At 38.5% G+C, this 24,148-nt stretch carries 6 protein-coding genes and 4 pseudogenes; all 10 read right to left on the reverse strand.

Annotated elements, in window-relative coordinates; translation table 11 throughout:
* Positions 1–13: 13 nt before the first annotated feature.
* Positions 14–4,969, reverse strand: a complete 4,956-nt coding sequence (locus Q5Y73_RS14350) for a fibronectin type III domain-containing protein (RefSeq protein ID WP_305992607.1) — start codon at positions 4,967–4,969, stop codon at positions 14–16.
* Positions 4,970–5,593: 624 nt separating this feature from the next.
* Positions 5,594–14,209 (reverse strand): S-layer homology domain-containing protein, encoded by an 8,616-nt coding sequence (locus tag Q5Y73_RS24880; RefSeq protein WP_371320219.1) that lies wholly within the window; start codon positions 14,207–14,209, stop codon positions 5,594–5,596.
* A gap of 42 nt (positions 14,210–14,251) precedes the next feature.
* Positions 14,252–15,583, reverse strand: a pseudogene (locus Q5Y73_RS24885) (cadherin-like beta sandwich domain-containing protein); the annotation flags it as partial.
* Positions 15,563–16,087: pseudogene (locus tag Q5Y73_RS14385) on the reverse strand (RCC1 domain-containing protein); the annotation flags it as partial. The pseudogenes Q5Y73_RS24885 and Q5Y73_RS14385, both read right to left, overlap by 21 nt.
* Before the next feature lie 6 nt (positions 16,088–16,093).
* Positions 16,094–16,318 (reverse strand): annotated as a pseudogene (locus Q5Y73_RS24995) (chromosome condensation regulator); the annotation flags it as partial.
* A gap of 105 nt (positions 16,319–16,423) precedes the next feature.
* Positions 16,424–17,251, reverse strand: a pseudogene (locus Q5Y73_RS14390) (cadherin-like beta sandwich domain-containing protein); the annotation flags it as partial.
* A 1,136-nt stretch (positions 17,252–18,387) separates the two neighbouring features.
* Positions 18,388–19,365 carry a leucine-rich repeat domain-containing protein gene (locus Q5Y73_RS14395; protein WP_305992608.1) on the reverse strand — a complete coding sequence of 326 codons (978 nt, stop codon included), beginning with the start codon at positions 19,363–19,365 and terminating at the stop codon, positions 18,388–18,390.
* Between the two features lie 371 nt (positions 19,366–19,736).
* Positions 19,737–21,167 carry a group II intron reverse transcriptase/maturase gene (gene ltrA / locus Q5Y73_RS14400; RefSeq protein WP_305992609.1) on the reverse strand — a complete coding sequence of 477 codons (1,431 nt, stop codon included), beginning with the start codon at positions 21,165–21,167 and terminating at the stop codon, positions 19,737–19,739.
* A 471-nt stretch (positions 21,168–21,638) separates the two neighbouring features.
* Positions 21,639–21,932 (reverse strand): hypothetical protein, encoded by a 294-nt coding sequence (locus Q5Y73_RS14405; protein ID WP_305992610.1) that lies wholly within the window; start codon positions 21,930–21,932, stop codon positions 21,639–21,641.
* A 187-nt stretch (positions 21,933–22,119) separates the two neighbouring features.
* Complete coding sequence (locus tag Q5Y73_RS14410; protein WP_305992611.1) at positions 22,120–24,144, reverse strand: S-layer homology domain-containing protein; 2,025 nt, start codon at positions 24,142–24,144, stop codon at positions 22,120–22,122.
* Positions 24,145–24,148 lie beyond the last annotated feature (4 nt).

Here is a 24,148-nt window from a genome sequence, read left to right on the forward strand (position 1 = left end):
TCATCTATTTAGATTATATTAATCCAGACTTTTCTAGAAGTCTCTGAATCATAATGGCAACCTCTGCTCTTGTAATATTCACTTTTGGTGCAAGCTCCAATTCATTTTTTCCAGTAATTATACCGGCTTGAAGAACATCAGCTAGACTCTTTTTCGCCCATTCCGAAGCTTGATTCGCATCTTCATATGATCCAAGTTGTTCTTCTATTGTTTTGGACGGAAGCTTTTCTTTTAGTTCGGTAAGTTCCATTGCTTTTGCGATGATCACCATGGCCTGCTCTCGCGTTACCTTCTCATTTGGTCGGAAGGTTCCATCTTCATATCCTTTTATCAATTGATAAGAATATGCTGTGTGAATCACATCGTTATACCAAGCTGTGGACTTCACATCTGTAAATGGGGTTGCTCCTTTTTCTAGTTTCAGTCCAAGACCCCTCACGATGATCGCTGCGAATTCTGCACGAGTAATTTCTTCGTCTGGTTTGAACATGTTGTTTCCAACACCACTAATGATCATTCGTGAACCCATATCGTTTACTGCTTCCTTCGCCCAATGACTTTGAACGTCTTTAAATGAAACTTCATTGCTTATGAGCGTATAGATACTGTTTGTTGTACTACTTATATTCGCAAAATATTTTCCTTCCATTTCAATGATCTCTGTTGGCACAGATCTATATGTTCCGTCTGGTTCTACTACAACTCCAGTTGTAATAAGACTTGGATCTACGCCCTTTGGAATAGCTATCAATCTTTCTACGAAACCAGTGAATGTATCTATTTCTATTGTTTTATCTCCACTTTTCGCTTTAACAGTAAACTTAATGGGTGGAACGATAATGCTCAGTTCCCCTTCAGCTGCTACATTCTCTACCATTTCTAGCACTTCATCTGATGGTTTAGAAATTTCAATTTCTACTTGAATATTTTCAACCTCTGTATCTTTTCCAAATTGTGTTGCTATTTTATTAATATCTATCTCTGCAGCTGGAAGTGTATACGTAGCATGATCAGTCTGTATTTCTAATACAAGTTGTTGTTCCTCCATGTTCTTTACAATCTCGCCATTTAACTGTCCTACAACTACATCTGATGCTGTTTCTACTTTCAGAATTACAATGTCATTTTCTTGTGACTGTTTTAATTCTGTTTCTATTACTTCCGCAGCAGGTGTAACCATCGTAATCGTCTTTCCTTCTTCTGTTTTTTCGGTTTTCATTTGTGTTTCGATTTCTATTTCACTAGGTTCCTGATTGTCTGTTTCATCCGTGGTTTCTGTTGTTTCCTTTAATGTTACATCTTCTCCTGCAGTCATATCTTCCTCAGGAGTGATTTCTTCTTCCGTTTCATCCTCAGTATTGTCGTTGTTGCTTCCACCGCTGTTACTTCCTCCATTAGAAGTTGACCGCGGACTCACTGCATTAGATTCCTCTGAAGCTTCACCTTTACCTACGCTATTGATCGCTTTGACTGTAAACATATAAGTTTGAATATTCGAAAGACCTGTAATGGTTACTGGACTCTCTGTTCCAATCACCTGGATATTCCCTGGCGAAGCTGAGACCTCATAACCTGTAATTTCACTGCCTCCATCATCGTTTGGGGCTGTAAAAGAAACGGTGGCTTTTCCGTTTACTCCTGCTGTGGCTGTCACATTGGTTGGAGCTAATGGCACCGTCATCGGGACGGCACTTTCTTGATTGGACAACTCACCTTCTCCACTGTCATTGACCGATGCTACTGCAAAGAAATAATCGGTACCGTTTGTTAAATTTAGTACATCATAGGATAGACTTTCTACTCTTCCTACTAATTTACCTTGAATACCAAACTCAGTACTTTGATAGATGTTATATGCTGTGGCTCCTTTTACTTCTTCCCAACTTAAAATTACTTGCTTATTACCTGAAGATACGATTGTGACCTCTGTTGCTCCTGGTATAGTGATGTCAGTAACCGTGCTGGATGATTCACTGTTGCCTACTGCATTTTTCGCGATCACAGTAAAGGTATAATTCGTTCCGTCCTCTAGTCCCGTGACCGTAATTGGACTCCCGTTTCCTGTCTCCTTCACATTTTCATCTGCATCTATGACCTCATACTCCGTAATTTCACTTCCTCCATTGTTTGGTGGGGTAAAACTAACGGTTATTTCACCTTTTCCACCGATTGCTTCGATCTCCGTTGGTACAGATGGCACTGTCATTGGGACGGCACTTTCTTGATTGGACAAGTCACCTTCTCCGCTGTCATTGACCGATGCTACTGCAAAGAAATAATCGGTACCGTTTGTTAAATTTAGTACATCATAGGATAGACTTTCTACTGTTCCTACTAATGTACCTTGAATACCAGACTCAGTACTTTGGTAGATTTTATATGTTGTGGCTCCTTCTACTTCTTCCCACTGTAGGTTTACTTGCTTATTTCCAGGTGCTACTTTTGTAATCTCTGTTGTGCCTGGTATAGTGATGGCAGAGACTTGGTCGGACGATGGACTGTCTCCATAGTAATTCTTCGCGATCACAGCAAAGGTATAATTCGTACCATCTTTAAGTCCCGTAACTGTGATTGGACTCTCGACTCCTGTTCCCTTCACATTTCCCTCTGTATCTATGACCTTATAAACGTCGATTTCACTTCCTCCATTGTCATCAGGCGCTGTAAATTGAACCTTAACCTCGCCTTTTCCTCCGATTGATGAAACTTTGGTTGGAGCTGATGGAACCGTTTTAGTAAATCTCTGAACATATAATGTGTATGTTGTTTCAGCTCCGTCTAGGCCAGTGACCGTTATAAACACAGAGCCTTCTAATCGTATATCAATTTCACTTCCACTTTCTACGATATTTCCATTTATCTTTATCGTCACTTGATCATGCACTGCTTCTGGTGTAACTCTTACGGTTTCTATTGCATTTGTTACTAGTAGGTCATATTCAAATATATGCGGAATAAAATAATCTCTACTTAAGTCCCCACCAATTACTATGATATCCCTTAAGTATGGCAATCCAGAATAGTGAACTTGAGCTCCTCTTTCTCGTAAAGTTATAATAATTTCTTCTGCTTCATCATTCAGTGGATTCCCATCCAAATAAATGGTTTTTAAATTCTGGAGACTATCACTATGAACTAAAGGCGAAATATCTGAAATGTTATTATATCTTAAATCAAGGGTGCGTAAACTCCAAAGTCCCACATTAAAAGTGGTATTACCTAGAGGTTCTATATCTGTAATCTTATTATTGCTTAAATCAAGGGTGTGTAAACTCCCGTTTAAATATAGGGATTCTATATTTGTAATCTTATTATTGCTTAAATTAAGAATTTCTAAATTTGGTTTTAAAATTATGCTTGAAATATCTGTGACATTATTATGAGCTAAATCAAGTTCATATAAATTTTGGAGACCATATAGACTTGAAATATCTGTGACGTTATTATTAAATAAATCTAGGAAGTATAAATTGGTGACATTCTCCAAATTCGTAATATCTGTGATGTTATTTACAGCTAAATCAAGGTAGCCTAATTTCGTCAGATTACTTAGGCTTGAAATATCTGTGATGTTATTAGCACTTAAATCAAGGTATTCTAAATTCGTCAGATTGCCTACACTTGTTATATCTGTGATATTGTTTAACCACAGATCTAGGTAGACTAAATTCGTCAGACTTTCTAAACTTCTAATATCTGTGATATCAGATTTTTTTATAACAAGTCTTGTTAAATTGATCAGACTACCTAGATTTGTAACGTCTATACGGTTGGTATATAAAGCCATACTACTATCAATAATAAGGGATGTTAATTGCGTGAGTTCCCCTAGACTGGGAACTCCTGAGGGGGATGGGGCAAGTAAATTAAGTTCTGTTAAATTCACAGCATATTCAAGACCTTCATAACTCCCATAAAAGGGAGCTATTAAAGATAAATCAGTTAGTTTTTCTAGGTCTTCTTCTTTTAACTCATGGTCCTCGGGTAGTTCTAGTCTAGATTTAATATCTTTTTCTAATAAATCATCTTTAATAAGTGAATCTGCTGCAATGATACTAGCTGGTTCCATCATTAAAGTGCTTGGCGAACTCTCTTCAACATGTAGTGGTTGAGCCCTTAGAATTGTAATCGCATAAGTAAGTTCAGCTTCCCCATCTTCCGCCGTGACTCTGACTTCAATTATATTTTCACCCACAGCTAAATCCATCGAATCTGATTCAGTCACTAAATCTCCATCCATCTCCATTGTTATACTCGCTTTATCATGTTCAGCTGTTGGATTGATGGTGATGGTGTCTATTACATTTTCAACTTCTAAAACATGTTCAAATTTGTTCGCTTCGATGGATAGACTTATTGGACTTATGCCATCTTTTTTTATCATAATTTGACTTAAATTTGAGTTATCAGATAATGTGGATGCTTTTGTTACTTTAATGGTGTATGTTTTTTCTATTGTTTCATCTTCTGCAATTACTTTGATTTCGATTGTGGTCTCCCCATTTACTTCTAAAGGAAGGTTTATCTCACTTCCACTTGGTACTATATCTGCATCTACTTTGATCATTGCATTTTCGTGTTCAGCTGTTGGTGTAATTGTAATGGATTCGAGTCCGTTATCCACTTCTACTACATATTCCGTTTGATTTGGATTAAACGATATGTTTCCAGCACTTATCGTTAAATCGATTAAATTTGTGTTATTGGATAATGTCGATACATTTTCGTTTCTACTGGTATTATCGAGTTGTTCATTTCCTGTATCTATCTCAAGACCTTGTTGTCCTAAGGGTTTTCCTATCTCCCCCATATCAATATCCTCGCCTAAGTCAGATAGTGTTGTAAAATCTTGATTGATTACACCCTCATCCCCATTTGCTGCTACATGCATCTGTTGTTGAATTACAGGTTGAATAAATAAAATGATGACTAATAATATGGAAATCATTTTATAAAACGGATTTTTCAATTATTCTTTCTCCCTTCACAATACGGTACATTCTTCTCACAAAATACATTTCCAACTCGGTTATACTTTGGATTCACATCCAAACACTTCCTACTTTTAAAATTTCATGATGTAATCACCTCAAAAGTAACTTAGGAACATCGCCTCCTTTTCTCCCCCCCCCCCACACTTCTAAATACAAATGAATGAGGTCCAACCATCACATCCAATGAAATTGAAAAAAAGGTTCCTTCGCCTTGTAGTGTAAATTTAGCAAGCTTTATACAAAAATGACAAGCAGGATGGACTACATCTCCAAACCGTTCATGCACTTACATTTGATTATGAATAGAATTCAGACCCATTATAATAAAAGCACCTCTCAAAAAACTCTCAAAATCTTTGTCTTTAAACCCTCTTGCCTCATGAAAACGTTGCTAATTCAGTTTTGGATTCATGAAATCTACCTCTAAACGGCGACTTGCTTCTTGCCCCGAATGAACTTTCATAAATAAAAAAAGACAACCAGATCAAATCTAATTGTCTCCATAAAGTAAAAGCAAATTATAACTTCAAATGAATTTTAAAAAGGGTTCAAATGAAATGAACTCCGGCACAATACCGAAGTCATTTCATCTATTTAGATTATATTAATCCAGACTTTTCAAGAAGTCTCTGAATCATAATGGCAACCTCTGCTCTTGTAATATTCACTTTTGGTGCAAGCTCCAATTCATTTTTTCCAGTAATTATACCGGCTTGAAGAACATCAGCTAGACTCTTTTTCGCCCATTCCGAAGCTTGATTCGCATCTTCATATGATCCAAGTTGTTCTTCTATTGCTTTGGATGGAAGCTTTTCTTTTAAATCGGTGATTTCCATTGCTTTTGCGATGATCACCATTGCCTGCTCTCGTGTTATTTTTTCATTTGGTCGGAAGGTTCCATCTTCATAACCTTTTATTAATTGGTAAGAATATGCCGTCTGGATTACGTCGTTATACCAGGCTGTCGCTTTCACATCTGTAAATGGTGTACCTCCGATTTCTAGTTTCAACCCAAGACCTCTCACAATGATTGCTGCGAATTCTGCGCGAGTAATTTCTTTGTTTGGTTTGAACAAATCGTCTCCAACACCATTAATAATCATTCGTGAACCCATATCGTTTACTGCTTCCTTCGCCCAATGACTTTGAACGTCTTTAAATGAGACTTCATTGCTAATGAGCATATAGATACTATTGGTTACACTACTTATTTTCGCATAATATTCCCCTTCAAGTTCAATGATCTTTGTTGGCACATGTCTTAATGTGCCGTCTGATTCTACTACAACTCCAGTTGTGATAAGACTTGGATCTACGTCCTCTGGAATAGCTATCAATCTTTCTACAAAACCAGTGAATGTATCTATTTCAATTGTTTTATCTCCACTTTTCGCTTTAACAGTAAACTCAATGGGTGGAACGATAATCGTCAGTTTCCCTTCAGTTGCTGCATTCTCTACCATTTCTAGCACTTCATCTGATGGTTTAGAAATTTCAACTTCTACTTGAATATTTTCAACCTCTGTATCTTTTCCAAATTGTGTTGCTATTTTATTAATATCTATCTCTGCGGCTGGTAGTGTATACGTAGCTTGGTCAGTCTGTATTTCTAATACGAGTTGTTTTTCCTCCATGCTGTTTACAATCTCACCATTTAACTGTCCTACAACTACATCTGATGCTGTTTCTGCTTTCAGAATTACAATGTCATTTTCTTGTGACTGTTTTAATTCTGTTTCTATTACTTCCACAGCAGGTGTAACCGTCGTGATCGTCTTTCCTTCTTCTGTTTTTTCGGTTTTCGTTTGTACTTCGATTTCTATTTCATTAGGTTCCTGATTGTCTGTTTCACCATTGGTTTCCTCTGGTGTTTCTTCAGGTGTTTGATCATGATCGGATGGTTTATCATCGTTTCCACTTGGAGGCTTATTTCCTCCTGTAGACGGTTGCTCATCCTCTTCCAATTCTGTGATCGTGGCTTCTGCTGTCACTAAGACATCTAAATTCGTGATGTCACTGGCTAACGCTCCCTTTGTGAGCGCTAAATCCACTTTTGCTCTTGCCGATTCTACCGATGATTTATTTGCCAACGTGATCGTGGCTGACAAATTATCGATTGCTTCTATTGCTTCCGTTATTGCTGTGTCTTTCTCCAACTCCAATGCTGCGATCGTTGTTTCGGCTGCTACTAAGTCATTCAGGTTCGTGATTTCACTTTCCATTGCTCCTTTTGTGAGCGCTAAATTTACTTTTGCTCTTGCTGATTCCACTGCTGATTTTTCTGTCAACGTGATCGTGGCTGGCAAACTAGCAATTGCTTCTATTGCTTCCGTTATTGCTGCAGCATTCTCCAACTCCAATTCTACGATCGTTGTTTCAGCTGCCAACAAGACATTCAGGTTCGTGATCTCACTGGCTAACGCTCCCTTTGTGAGCGCTAAATCCACTTTTGCTCTTGCCGATTCTACCGATGATTTATTTGCCAACGTGATCGTGGCTGACAAATTATCGATTGCTTCAATTGCTTCCGTTATTGCTGTGGCTTTCTCCAACTCCAATGCTACGATCGTTGTTTCAGCTGCCAACAAGACATTCAGGTTCGTGATTTCACTGGCTAACGCTCCCTTTGTGAGCGCTAAATCCACTTTTGCTCTTGCTGCTGCCACCACTGTTTTTTCTGTCAACGTAATGGTGTCTGGTAAGCTAACTATTGCTTCTTTCGCTTCGACTATTGCTTCATCTTTCTCTGACTCCAATTCCGTGATCTTTTTTTCGGCTGCTACTAAGTCATTCAGGTTCGTGATTTCACTTTCCGTTGCTCCTTTTGTGAGCGCTAAATTTACTTTTACTCTTGCTGATTCTACCGATGATTTATTTGCTAACGTGATGATATCTGGCAAATTATCGATCGCTTCTATCGCTTCATATATCACTTCAGCTTTCTCTGCTTCGGACTGCTCCAATTCTTGAATCGTCGTTTCGGCGGACTCTAAAGCATTCAGGTTCGTGATTTCACTTACTTCTGCTCCCTTTGCCAGCGCTAAATCTACTTTTACTCTTGCTGCTTCTACTGCTGGTTTATGTTCCAATGTGATCGTCGCTGGTAAGCTAGCTATCGCTTCTTTCACTTCGGCTATCGCTGTGGCTTTCTCCAACTCCAATTCTGCGATCGTTGTTTCGGCTGCCAACAAGACATTCAGGTTCATGATTTCGCTTTCCGTTGCTCCTTTTGTGAGCGCTAAATCTACTTTTTCCCTTGCTTCTTCTATTGATGATTTATTTTTCAACGTGATCGTGGTTGGTAAGCTAGTTATCGCTGCTTCCGCTTCGGCTATCGCTGTGACTTTCTCCAACTCCAATTCCGCGATTGTTGTTTCGGCTGCCACCAAAATATTCAGGTTCGTGATTTCGCTTTCCGTTGCTCCTTTTGTGAGCGCTAAATCTACTTTTTCCCTTGCTTCTTCTATTAATGATTTATTTTTCAACGTGATCGTGGTTGGTAAGCTAGTTATCGCTGCTTCCGCTTCGGCTATCGCTGTGGCTTTCTCCAACTCCAATGCCGCGATCGTTGTTTCGGCTGCCACCAAGACATTCAGGTTCATGATTTCGCTTTCCGTTGCTCCTTTTGTGATCGCTAAATCTACTTTGGTTCTTGCTGCTTCTACCGATGATTTATTTGCCAACGTGATCGTGGCTGACAAATTATCGATTGCTTCTATTGCTTCCGTTATTGCTGTGGCTTTCTCCAACTCCAATGCTGCAATCGTTGTTTCGGCTGCTACTAAGTCATTCAGGTTCGTGATTTCACTTTCCGTTGCTCCTTTTGTGAGCGCTAAATTTACTTTTTCTCTTGCTGATTCCACTGCTGATTTTTCTGTCAACGTAATGGTGTCTGGTAAACTAGCAATTGCTGCTATTGCTTCCGTTATTGCTGTGGCTTTCTCCAACTCCAATGCTGCAATCGTTGTTTCGGCTGCTACTAAGTCATTCAGATTCGTGATTTCATTTTCCGTTGCTCCCTTTGTGAGCGCTAAATCTACTTTGGTTCTTGCTGCTTCTACCGATGATTTATTTGCCAACGTGATCGTGGCTGACAAATTATCGATTACTTCTATTGCTTCCGTTATTGCTGTGGCTTTCTCCAACTCCAATGCTGCGATCGTTGTTTCGGCTGCTAACAAGACATTCAGGTTCGTGATTTCATTTTCCGTTGCTCCCTTTGTGAGCGCTACATCCACTTTTGCTCTTGCTGCTGCCACCACTGATTTTTCTGTCAACGTAATGGTGTCTGGTAAGCTAACTATTGCTTCTTTCGCTTCGACTATTGCTTCATCTTTCTCTGACTCCAATTCCGTGATCTTTGTTTCGGCTGCTACTAAGTCATTCAGATTCGTGATTTCATTTTCCGTCGCTCCTTTTGTGAGCGCTAAATTTACTTTTGCTCTTGCTGATTCCACTGCTGATTTTTCTGTCAACGTAATGGTGTCTGGTAAGCTAACTATTGCTTCTTTCGCTTCGACTATTGCTTCATCTTTCTCTGACTCCAATTTCGCGATTGTTGTTTCGGCTGCTAACAAGACATTCAGGTTCGTGATTTCACTTTCCGTTGCTCCTTTTGTGAGCGCTAAATTTACTTTTGTTCTTGCTGATTCCACTGCTGATTTTTCTGTCAACGTAATGGTGTCTGGTAAACTAGCAATTACTGTTTTCGCTTCATCTATCGCTGTGGCTTTCTCTAACTCCAATTCCGCGATTGTTGTTTCGGCTGCTAACAAGACATTCAAGTTCGTGATTTCACTTTCCATTGCTCCTTTTGTGATCGCCAAATCCACCTTTACTCTTGCTACTTCCACTGCTGATTTTTCTGTCATCGTGATCGTGGCTGGCAAATTATCGATTGCTTCTATTGCTTCGGCTATTGCTGTCGATTTCTCTGCTTCCAACTGTTCCAATTCTGCGATCGTTGTTTCGGCTGCCACCAAGACATTCAGGTTCATGATTTCGCTTTCCGTTGCTCCTTTTGTGAGCGCTAAATTTACTTTTGCTCTTGCTGATTCCACTCCTGATTTTTCTGTCAACGTAATGGTGTCTGGTAAGCTAGAGATTGCTACTATCGCTTCATCTATCGCTGTGGCTTTTTCTATTGTCTGTTTTGCAACGTTCACCCTTTCTTCTAATGCTGTTTTATCCTCACTTTCAGAAAGGGCTGATAATGTGTTTTCTGCTTTCTGTAATGCTTCTGTAGCTGTTATCAGATTTGCTTCTATTGATAAATCTTCTTTCACTGCATTTTCTAACTCCGTGAATACATTATCGTGTAAAATCCAGGCTGACACATTTATCTGATCATAACTGTTCGATCCTGCTGCTACCACCGTTCCATCTGATTTCAAGCCTATTGTATGATATTCGCCTACTGATACCTGCTCTATATTAATCCAGCCTGACACATTCAACTGTCCATACCAATTGTTCTTTCCTGCTGCTACCACCGTTCCATCTGATTTCAAGCCTACTATATGAAATTTGCCTGCTGCGACCTGCACAATGTCTGTCCACATAGAAACTTCCGTCAGTCCTTCACCCAAGTTAACAAATCCTCCTACAGCTACCACCGTTCCATCTGATTTCAAGCCTACTGTATAATTACCTCCTGAGGATACTTGCACAATGTCTGTCCAGTCTGATACATTTATCTGACCATAACTGTTCCATCCTACTGCTACCACACTTCCATCTGTTTTTAAGCCTACTGTATAATAAAGCCCTGCCACTACCTGCACAATGTCTGTCCAGTCTGACACATTCAACTCTCCATGGGAATTACTCCCTACAGCTACCATGGTTCCATCTGATTTCAAGCCCACAGTATGAGAATATCCTACTGCTATCTGACCGATATCTGTCCAAGCTGGATACAAATCTGACAAAAAATTCATCTGTCCATAGTTATTACTTCCTACAGCTACCACACTTCCATCTTTTTTCAACCCTACCGTATGATGCTGTCCTGTCCCTATCTGTATGATATCTGTCCAAGCTGACACTTCCAGCTGTCCATCATCACTTTTTCCTATAGCTACCACGTTTCCATCTGTTTTCGATCCTACTGTATGATAAGGTCCTGTTGCAATGAATGTAGCTCTATTGACGATAAGGGTATACTCTCTTCTCGATCCATTTTCTAAGGTAATAATGACTTTAATATGATTGAGACCAACATCTAAATCAATAGCATTAGACTCAACTCCACTTGGTACTAGATCACCATCCACTGTAATCATGGTTTCACTTGCAGCTGTTGGTGTAACTGTAATGGTTTCTGTTTCGTTTCTTACATTTATTTGATAATGACTAGCGAGGACATCAAACGCTGGCTTTAATGTCCCTTCACTGACTTCTAATCCACTTAAGAAGACACTGCCACCTAATTCGATTCTTACCTTTATGATCTTTCGTTTTGCATTGTTTACTCTTTCTTCTAATGCTGTTCTATCTTCACTATCAGCAAGGGCAGATAGCGTGTTTTCTGCTTTCTGTAATGCTTCTTCAGCTATAATCAAATTTGCTTCTATCGTTAAATCTTCTTTCACTGCATGTTCTAATTCCGTAAATACTTTATCGTGTAAAATCCAGGTTGACACTTCTGTCTGTCCTTCATCACTCTTTCCTACAGCGATTACAGTTCCATCTTTTTTCAAGCCTACGGTATGATATCCACCTGCTGCGATCTGCTCGATATCTGTCCAGCCTGATACTTCCGTTTGTCCATCGTCGTTCAAACCTACGGCGATCACACTTCCGTCTGTTTTTAAGCCTACAATATGTTGTTCTCCTACGGCGATCTGCTCGATATCTGTCCAGCCTGATACTTTCATTTGTTCCTCATCGTTCAAGCCTACAGCGACCACACTTCCGTCTGTTTTTAGGCCTACAATATGTTGTTCTCCTGCGGCAATCTGCTTGATATCTATCCAGCTTGACACTTCCGTTTGTATCTCATCATTCAAACCTACAGCGACCACACTTCCGCCTGTTATTAAGCCTACGGTATGTTGTCCGCCTGCTGCGATCTGTTTGATATCTACCCAAGCTGACACTTTCGCTTGTTCATCATCATTCAAACCTACGGAGACCAGACTTCCATCTGGTTTTAAGCCTACAGTATGTTGTTCTCCTGCTGCGATTTGTTTGATATCTACCCAAGTTGACACTTTCATTTGTTCATCATCATTCAAACCTATGGAAACCACGCTTCCATCTGGCTTTAAGCCTACAGTATGTTGTTCTCCTGCTGCTATATCTATAATATCTGACCATACTGGCGCCTCCAGTTGTCCTTCACCGTTCAGACCTGTGGCGACCACACTTCCATCTGTTTTGATTCCTACAGTATGATATCCGCCTGCTATAAGGATTGGATCTAACTTTGCAGCTCTTGTAACTGATATCGTGTATTCTCTTGGCAGTCCACCTTCTAAAGTGACATTCACTTTAATGTCATTTTGACCGATATTTAGATGAATAGCATCAGATTCAAATCCACTCGCCACTGGATCACCATTCACTGTAATCATACTTGCAGCTGTTGGTGTGACTGTAATAGTATCTATTTCGTTTTTTACATTTATTTGATAATGAGTAGCGAGGAGATCAAATGATGGCTTTAAAGTCCCTTCACTTACTATTAATCCACTTAAGTAGACACTATCACCTAATTCGATTCTTGTCTTTATGATCTTTCGCTTTGCATTGTCTACCCTTTCTTCTAAAACTGCTTTATCTTCACTATAAGTAAGGGCTGACAATGTGTCTTCAGCTGTTTGTAATGCTGCTTCAGCTTTTATCAAATTTGCTTCTATTGTTAAATCTTCTTTCACTGCATCTTCTAACTCCGTGAATACATTACCGTGTAAAAGCCATGATGATACATCCAATTGACCAAAGTTAATATTATGTCCTTCTCCTCCTACGGAGACCACGGTTCCATCTTCTTTCAAACCTACTGTATGATATTCTCCTGCGGCTATCTGGACAATATTAGTCCATTCAGACACATTCATCTGACCATAGTTTTTATCTTGTCCTCCTCCTACGGAGACCACAGTTCCATCTTCTTTCAAGCCTACTGTATGATATCTTCCTGCGGATACTTGGACGACATCTGTCCATGTTGATACTTCCAGTGCTCCATAATGATACTGTCCTGCGGATACCACCGTCCCGTCGGATTTCAACCCTGCTATATGACTGTACCCAACGGATATTTGTTTGATATCTGTCCACTCTGATACTGAATTATAATAATCCTCCGATGTTGCCATTACTACGGTTCCATCTTCTTTCAACCCTGCTGTATGAAACTCATATCCTGCTGAGACCTGTTTGATATCTCTCCAGCCTGACACTGCCAAACCAATGTCATCCCTGGTACTTACTACAGTTCCAGTTGATTTTAATCCTACTGTATGATCATATCCCGTGGATAACTGCACGATATCTGTAAAGTCTGAACCACCCAACCTTCCAAAAGTTGCGTTACCAAAGTTTTCTCCTACATGAACCGCGGTTCCGTCTGACTTTAACCCTACCGTATGCCAATATCCTGCGGATACCTCCACGAGATCTGTCCAACCATGATTAAACAATGGATCTGACACCTTATCCTCTCCTGCGGCGACTGCTGTTCCGTCTGTTTTTAACCCTACGGTTTGAGCTGTGCCTGCTGCTATAAGGGTTGGACCTGAGTTTACATTCACGAGATCGGCTCTTGTAACAGTAATCTTATATTCTTTTGTCAATCCATTTTCTAATTTAACAATAACTTTTATGTCATTTTGATCGACATCTAAATGAATCGCATTAGATTCAACACCACTTGCCACTGGAACACCATTCACAGTAATTTCTGCAAGTTCATTTTCAACTGTTGGTGTGACTGTAATGGTTTCTGTTTCGTTTTTTACATCTATTTGATAATGACTAATGAGAACATCAAATGTTGGCGTTAAAGTGCCATCACTTACTTCTAATTCACTTAAATATGCAATGCCTAAATTGATTCCTGCCTCTATAATCGTCTGTTTTACATTGTTTACTCTTTCTTCTAATGCTGTTTTATCCTCACTATCAGATAGAGCAGACAATGTACTTTTTGCTCTTTGGAATGCCTCTTCAGCTTTTATCAGATTAGCTTCTTTTCTTAAATCTTTCATCACTGCACTTTCTAACGTCGTAAATACGTTATCGTGTAAAATCCAGCCTGATGTATTCGTCTGTCCCCAAACGTGATATCCTACGGCTATGACAGTTCCGTCTGATCTTAAGCCTATGGTATGGTTATTTCCTGCGGCGATCTGCACGATATCTGTCCAGCCTGACACATTCTTCTGACCATAAGAGTTATCCCCTGCAGCTACCATGGTTCCGTCTGTTTTTAAGCCTATTATATGTTTCAATCCTGCTGTGACCTGCACAATATCGTCCCATTCCCACACTTCTTCCACACCAGAAACATAACCTGCTGTTACCACGCTACCGTCAGATTTTAAACCTAGGGTAAGATTCCGTGTTGCGAATACTTGCACAATATCCGTCCAAGTTGAAACTTCCAGCTGTCCAGAGCCATTTTGTCCAACTGCTACCACACTTCCGTCTGTTTTTAAACCTACGGTATGATCATATGATGCTGAGACCTGCACGATTTCTGACCAGCCTGAAACATTCATCTGACCATAGGGATTCCCCCCTACAGCTACCACACTTCCGTCTGTTTTTAAGCCAACTGTATGGTTCAATCCTGCTGTGACCTGTTTGATATCTTTCCAGTCTGACACATTCGTCTGGTCCAAAGAACCACTTCCTGCTGCTACCACACTACCGTCTGTTTTTAACCCTAGAGTATGAGAATATCCTGCTGCTACCTGCTTAATATTCGACCAGGTTGACACTTCCGTTGTCTGACCACTAGTATCACTTCCTACTGCTACCACACTTCCATCTGTTTTTAACGCTACTGTGTGCATTTCGCTTGCTGCAATTTTTCCTCTGAATGCTCTTGTGACTGTTATGGTGTATTCCCTTGTTAGTCCATTTTCTAAGGTGACAATAACGTTTATGTGATTTTGGCGAAAATCTAAATCAATCACATTAGATTCAATCCCACTTGCCACTGGATCACCATTCACTGTAATTTCTGCAAGTTCATTTTCAACTGTTGGTGTGATTGAAATGGTTTCTATATCGTATTCTACATCTATTTGATAATGACTTGTGAGAACATCAAATGTTGGCATTAAAGTCCCTTCACTTAATTCTAATTTACTTAAATATCCTAAACTAACCCCTGCTTCTATAATCTCCTGTTTTGCATTGTTTACTCTTTCTTCTAATGCCGTTTTATCCTCACTATCAGGTAAGGATGACAATATGTTTATTGCTTTCTCAAGTGCTTCTTCTGCTATTGAGAGATTTGTTTCTTCTGTTAAATCTTCATTCACTGCACTTTCTAACTCCGTGACTACGTTATCGAGCAAAATCCAGCCTGTTACATTCGTCTGACCATCATCGACCTTTCCTACTGCCACCACACTTCCATCTGATTTCAAGCCTACAGTATGAAAATTCCCTGCGGCGATCTGCACAATATCGGTCCAGGTTGACACTTCCGTCTGTCCTTGATCATTCAATCCTACGGCGACCACACTTCCATCTGATTTCAAGCCTACGGTATGAGCATCTCCTGCGGCGATCTGCTCGATATTAGACCAGCCTGACACTCCCGTCTGACCTGATGTGCTAAGTCCTACTGCTACCACAGTTCCACCGCTTTCCAACCCTACCGTATGAGATTTTCCTGCTGCCACCTGCTTAATATCTGACCAATCTGACACTCTCTTCTGCCCTGAAAAACCATCTCCTTCAGCGACCACGCTTCCATCTGTTTTTAAGCCTACGGTATGATAATATCCTGCTGCCACCTGCTTAATACCAGACCAGTTTGACACTTCCGTCTGACCCGACTTGTTCAATCCTTCGGCGACCACGCTTCCATTTGCTTTTAAGCCTACAGTATGATATGCGCCTGCCGTCACCTGAATGATATTGGTCCATCCTGTGACATTCGTCGTCTGACCATCACTATTCTTTCCTGTCGCTTCCACGCTTCCATCTGCTTTTAAGCCTACAGTATGATAATATCCTGCTGCGATCTGCTCAATATCTGTCCAGTCTGACACATTCGTTTGTTGATCATCATTCAACCCTACAGCAACCACACTTCCATCTGGTTTTAAACCCACGGTATGTTTATCACCTGCTGCTATAAGAGTTGGAGTAATGTCTGAGACATTGAGGAATAGAGATTGAGATGCATTTAGAGAACTAATTTCATGCTGAATAGTCACCGTACGACTCGCTTCTTGTTCTTCCGTTTCATTACTCACAACCGTGACAATACTCACCACTTGACCATTGAGCAGGTCGTCGTTTGTGACTTCATAAGTTTCTGTTAATGCTCTACTCTCAGCGACTTTAAGGGTTGGAATGGTTTCATCCATCTCAAGCAAGTCATTCTTTACAATGACTTTGGTGAGTGGTATCGTACCTTTGTTCGTGACTGTCATGGTGTATTCAATGGACTGTCCAACTGTATAGACCTCATCCTCTGAAGTGATGTCCAATTCCAATTCAGTTATCTCCATTGCTGCTGCACTTGTTACTGTGATTGTATACGTTTGCTCTATTGCTTCTCCTGTTGTTTCATCTTCTGCTGTCACATTGATTTTAATTGTGGTCTCTTTCTCTGTCTCTAAAGGAATGTTTACCTCACTTCCACTAGTTACTGTATCTCCGTCTACTTTGATCGTTACGTTTTCGTGATCAACTGTGGGCGTGATCATAATAGAATCGAGTCTATTATCTACCTCTACCACATATTCGGTCTGATTCGGATCAAAAAACAAGTTTCCAGCATTTAAAGTTAAATCGCTTAAATTGGCGTTATTAGATAATGTCGAAAATTTTTCGTTTCTACTTCCGTTATCAAGTTGATCATTTTGACTCGTATCTATCTCAAGATCCTGTTGACCTAATGGTATATCTGGCTCGACCCATTCTTTATCCTCGCCTAAACTGGATTCTGTTTCAATACCTTGACCTTGATTGATTTCCCCTTCATCCCCATTTGCGACTACATTCATTTGTTGTTGAAATACAGGTTGATTAAATAATACGATGACTAATAATATTGATATCATTTTATAAAAAAGATTTTTCACTTGTTCCTTCTCCCTTCACAATACGGATCATTTTGTTCAAAACATACATTTCCATTTCAACTTATTTTTTTCTGTCCATTCCATTTCAACTTATTTTTTTCTGTCCATTCCTTCCCTCCTTCTCATTTTTCTCGTACTGTAAGAAGGCTGTACATTGGATTCACTTTGCCGTATTTTCCTGTCAAAAAATTCATGATGAAATGATCTCAAAAGCAACTGAGTGACATATCATCACCTCCTTTTTTCCAACTCCACATTTCTGAATCAAATGAATGAGGTAAACCATCACAGCTAATGAAATTAATATAGGTTTCTTCGCACAGAGTAGTGTGAATTTAGCAAAGATTTATATATAAATAACAAGCTGGCAGGATGGACTTATCTTCAAACTGTTCATAGACTTACAATTGCATAATTACATTTCAGAGACATTATAATAAAAGCCCCTCTCAACAAACTCTCAAAGTTTTGTTTTTGAATCACTTGTCTCATGAAAACGTCATATACATTTTTCTTTTAAATGTATAAAGCTGATTGGAAAATCTGTTGGTGAATATATGATTGAATCCAGTATTGAAAAAGCGGGGTATTTGTTGTATTACAGGAATGGAACAGAAGTATGAAAATTAGAAAAAAAATAAGGTACTCATCCATTTAAAATCTGGTATGAATACCTTAAAACACTTTACTTATGTAGGTTTATCCATGTTTTTCAAGTTACAATTAGCCGTAGTTTTATTCGAATAATTTCTTAAGAATGCTATTTGCCTTCGATTAGGGTGATTAAAGAGTACATCTTTAATTTCATCCATTTGGCAAATAAGTAGTATGGAATTACTATTCACATTAAAGCTTGTATCAACGTATTCACCCCCTGTAACTTTGAAGCCAAGTGATTTGAGGAGATGATAGCTATCACTATTGACAACAGTATCTGCCAAAACATATTAACACCCCATATTAAGAAGGCTATTGAATACTGCTTGAACTAAATGAGGACGATTCCATTTATAATGCCTGCTTTGGATGCTACTTCAATATAAGGGTAAGACCATCTCTCTTTGTCCACAACGTTAAATCCGAAGTTGTTAGTTCTGGAGTTGCAAATTGCTTTGTTACATATTTAATTTTCCATTCAACTCTTCCGCAATAAAATCTGTATATCCTTTAACAATGGTTCCATTTGAATTGATGTCAGGACCCCATATATAAAGGATTTCTAAATTCGTCAGATTTCCTAGGTTTGTAATACCTGTGGTGGTGAAGCTATTACTACCTAAATAAAGGTTTCTTAAATTTGTCAGATTTTCTAAATTTGGAATTTCTTCAATTAAATTACACTCTAAATTAAGGGTCTCTAAATTCGTCAGATTTCCTAAACTTATTATATCTGTGATCTTGTTCCAAGATAAATCAAGACTTGTTAAATTTTTTAAACTTTCTAGACTTTCAACATCTGTGATGAAATTCCAAAATAAATCAAGGGTCGTTAAATTCGTCAGACTATTTAGGTTTGATATATTTGTGATAACATTCCAAGATAAATTAAGGGTCGTTAAATTCGTCAGACTATTTAGACTTTTAATTTCTGTGATATTGTTCTTTTCATCGGTAATAAAATCGTAACCTAAATAAAGATTTGTCAAATTCACAGCATTTTCAATACCTTCAAGGCTGTTAATACCTAACCCTGTAGCATCTAATTCAGTTAGTTTTTCTAAGTCTGTTACTTTTAAATCACCTGTTATGTCTAATTTAACTTTTATCGCTTGTTCTAAGTTCGAGTCTTTAATAATTGGATCCAAATTGCTTAAATTTACGTTATTAGATAGTGTTGATCCCTTTTCATTTTCACCTCCATTATCCAGCTGATCATTTTGGCCCGTATCTATCTCAAGATGCTCGCCTGAATTGGATGGTGTTGTTAAATCTTCATTGATTACACCCTCATCCCCATTTGCCAATAATGTTTTTAAGTTAACATTAGTTGATTGAGGTGCTGCACTTACATACATCTGTTGTTGAATTACAGGTTGAATAAATAAAACGATGACTAAAAATAGCGATATCATTTTAAAAAGCAGATTTTTCATTTGTTCCTTCTCCTTTCACAATAGAAATCATTTTGCTCAAAACATACATTTCCACTTCCATCACATCCAATGAAATTTAAAAACAATGATTTCTTCGCCTTGTAGTATGAATTAAATAAAGCTCTATACGAAAATAACAAGCAGGATGGACTACATTTCCAAACTGTTGATGCACTTACATTTGCTCATGAATAGAATTCAGACCCATTATAATAAAAGCCCCTCTCAATAAAATCTCAAAAGCTTAGTTTTTAAACCCTTTGTCCTTATGAAAACGTTCTATAACAATCGGGTAGGAGGCTACCCATTAGTTGAGTAGCCGACCTCCCACACCACCGTGCGTACCGCTCGGTACACGGCGGTTCCTAAGTTTACACAGTGACTTGTCGATAATATTCTGAAAAGAAGAGGAATCCAAATCCTTTGATTCGATTGTTTCCAAGGGATTTGGAGAGGATTGGACTTTTGGATGTTCTCCAGTAGCTCTTTCTTGTATTGGCATATTCCCATGCTTTCTGTTTATGAATTCCGAGGGATTGAAGCATTTTAAATCTTGTCTTTATTCGCTTCCATTGTTTCCAGTAAACCATGCGGATTCGCCTTCTCATCCATTTATCCGTCTGATGGAGCAACTTCTTCATATCCGCAATTTTGAAGTAGTTCACCCATCCCATGATATATCGTCTAAGTTTCATGGCTCTGTCATCGTTACCTATTCCATGACTTCTTGAAGTCAATTCTCTTACTTTACTTCTCATCTTTGCAATAGATTTTGGATGAATTCTGATTTTCGTTTCTCCCTTGTTTTGGTAGAATGAGAACCCAAGAAATTTCACTTTCCCTACATAGTCAACCACAGTCTTTTCCCTATTTACCTTAAGAAACAATTTCTTTTCAATAAAAGGAAGGATGTTTTTCAATGTACGCTCGGCACTTCTTCTGCTTTTGCAAAAGATGAGCAGATCATCCGCATATCGCACAAATCGGTGACCTCTTCTTTCGAGTTCTTTATCTAATTCATTCAGCATGATGTTGCTAAGAATTGGACTAAGTGGTCCTCCTTGCGGTACGCCGACTTTCGTTTCTTCGAATTTATGTTTTACCATCGCTCCAGCTCTCAGGTATTTGTGAATTAGAGATATGACTCTACCATCTTCAATAGTTCTCGATAGTATTTCTGCTATTTTACTCTGATTTACGGTGTCAAAGTATTTCTCCAAGTCCATATCTACCACATATTTATATCCTTCATTTATGTTGTTCTGACTTTTCCTGATTGCCTGATGTGTGCTTCGTTTAGGTCTAAATCCAAAGCTGTTGTCTGAAAATTGCTCTTCGAAGATAGGCGTTAGTATTTGATTGATCGCTTGCTGTATGACTCGATCCACTACAGTCGGGATTCCTAATTTTCTTTTCTTCTTCCCGTCCTCTTTCGGTATCTCTACTCTTCGAACAGGATGAGGACAATATTTACCGTCCAGAATGGATTGCTTGATGAGGTTCCCGTTTTCTTTGAGATACTGTAGAAGTTCATCTACTTTCATCCCATCGATCCCATGAGAACCTTTGTTAGCTTTTACCTTCTTGAATGCTTGATTCATGTTGTCTCTCCTCACAATTTTCTCGAGTAACCCTTTCTTCGACTCGTTTGCGTCGGTGTTGTTGTTTTCAGTTATCCGCCCAAGATTGTGCACTCCTGCATATCCTTCATGTTCCGCACTATTCTTTTGCAGTGAACCTTCCACCCAATTTTCATCTGTTGGAAGTTGGCTGCCCTTCGCTCCTGTATTGGTAACATTCATTAACTAACACCTCCTTAGGTTCAGCCCTTCCTCGGAAGTTTCGACAACCCCGAGTACTATGGCTTCTGCTGACTTCTCATGATAAATCTTGTTTCAACCGTGATTCAAACTCATTTCCTCACGTCCATGAGACCTCCCACGGTAAGACGATTCACTTTCCTTCCATGTACCCACATCATTTACATCGGTATGTCCGTGTAGTTATTGGACTTCGTTTTGTTTGGCAAACTCATCCCATACCTATGCCTGATGATGTTCGTGTTCCTTGGGTCGGAATTTTGACTCCAGCTTCCTTCAGATTCCACCTCGCAATGGACACCCTTGCTCTTAGCTAATGGTTGGTAACTACAAACCCCCATAATGGACTTTCACCACCTAGTTAATCGCCATGCGTGGCACACCAAAAAAAGCAGGGAAAGATACGATCGTATCTTTCCCTGCTTAAATATCATTTGAATCATTTTGTTATTATCAATTATCACCATCAACAAGTTCTATTAAAAATGGATAGTGGTTATTTGCACTTGGGATGATATTTACTCTTTCCAAAGGAACAGTGATCATCACATCAGTTATTGTGCTGTGTAATACATTATGATGAGCATAGACCTGTTTACCAATTTTGAATGAAGTTAGACTCCCTATATTTATAAAGAAACTAATCGAACCATTATTACTTAAACCGTGATTAGTACTTTCTTCAACAACATTATTGTCGATTCCAACATGATTCTTTTTGAATAATTTATTATAAAGAGCTTTCACTCTATCACCTCATTTTTAAATCTCTAGTTGTTCTACATCAGATAATGAGAGTTCTAAAAGTAGATTAGCTGACTTTTATAGTCAAATAAACGCTCTTCCACATTTTCAAGAAACAAAGCTTCATCTGTTTCCTCGATGTTTAGGCTTTGCTAGAAGTTAGTTCAATCATAAGTTAATGTGAAAGATTCTATTCTCCTCCATTTAATGCATCTGGTGCTACAGTATCTACATAAATTATTTTCTCTGCTTTTTCTGAAATGTTTCCAGCTTCATCAATTGCATATACGTAGTACTCCTGACCATCTATTTCCTTAAATAAATCATCTCTACTATAATCTATGAAATAATTTCCACCCTCTATTACATTGAGAGCTATAATATACTGATTTTCTAAACCACCGAAACTGTCAATTGGATCATCATCTGAAGATAACACAAGGTCTACCCCTGCTTCTGAATAATCCTCAAGTCCAACTAATGTTTCTAAAGAGTCTCTATTATTAATAGTAACAGTAACATCTTCAACATCATTATTTAAAATAGGTTGGGCTACTTGGGTATCTATTATTATACTTTCATCTGTTGGAATTATCTTATCACCGATTTTTACAGATATATCATATTCACCATCAGCCCAACCTGATATATCAATTTCAACCCATCCAGATTGATCAACACTAAATATTTCTTCTTTATCAGATAAGATAATTTTTATATCTTGATTCGGATTGCCCATATATTCCAAATAAGAAGTCGGGTCTCCCATATCCATAGCCTCTTTATTAAAAACAGAATCTCCAGAATTAAGTAATAGATTTGTACTGATGGTATGATCTGCTTTTTCAGAAATACGGTTTGGATCTTCAATATCGATGGCGTAAACATAATAAACATCATCTAAATTGTAATATTCATAACTGCACAATAGATCTGTACATTCCTCAAATAAAGGAGCCTTGCCTGTTATATCAAAATAACTATATGAAAGATCAATCACTCCTTCTGGAAATATATTAGATTCAATGATGATTGTTCTATTATCATTTTCGTCTTCTAGTCCTTCTAATCCATCCGAAGGATCTCCATCTGTACTTATTACCAGCTGGACTGTATCATTATCATCATTATTTTTAATTGTTGTTGAACCATATTCAGATTGTTGCTCAAATAAATAAAAATGATCAAAAAACTTTACGTTATTACCATTTACATTTTCGCTGTTAGCATTTAAAATAGGTTTTTCTATTGGATCAGGTTCTGGCTCTGGATTAGGTTTAGGTTTAGATGGGGATGTTGTCACTTTAATGTTCTTTTTCACTTCAATTTCAAATACGATGAAATCATTGAGATCACCTGCTAAATCTTTCACTGAGGCTTTTTTTATATAGATATTTACTTTTCCTTCAGGAAATTGATTCTCGTTGAAGTTTAGTTTCATTTCATTCCCATCAATTGAGAGATCAGCTTGCCGCTCATCATTTTCATCAACCGGATATGCATTACATGTGTGGAAGTAGCTCAACATATCTACATCCATCACTTCAATATCTTCACTGAAGATTAACGTGACCCCTGTTGCTGTGGCATTTTTATAATTAACAACATGTGGTAGTTCTAAATTAGGCTGGATGTCAAGTGCGATATATGTTTCATAAGCAGAATTTACTAAAAATTTGCGATCTCCATCTACTTTGTAATCCTCTTGTTCATTGATTAAATTCCACTCTAACGCTTGTGCAACATAATGCTGTGCCCATTCACTTACACTTGAACCCACATAACCAGACTCATCAATTTCTAAACCTTTATATTCTGCATATCCTACAACAAGCAATTTTGCAAATTGTTCTTTAGTTACATTGTTTTTGGGGTCAAACAAACCTTTGCCTATTCCATCAATAATACCAGCAGAAGTCCCTGCTTCAATATACGAATATGCCCAGTTCCCTTCTGTTTTTACATCAGAATAGGTTCCTGATGCAGGTGGTTCCGCTGAATCAAGTAAAAATAATAATGTAATTACTTTTGCCGCTTGTTCACGCAGCATATCATCTTCTAAATGAGGTAAACAATCACCATAACCATCAAAAATCCCTTTTCCTCTCAACACATCAAACTTCTCTTCTACAGTTAACTCTTCCACTGCTGAACTATAAGGAACCATTGAAAAAAACAGGGCAAAAGTCAGCAATATAGATAAGATTTTCTTCATTTTT

The organism is Chengkuizengella axinellae (genome assembly GCF_030730905.1).
Lineage (GTDB): Bacteria > Bacillota > Bacilli > Paenibacillales > KCTC-33759 > Chengkuizengella > Chengkuizengella axinellae.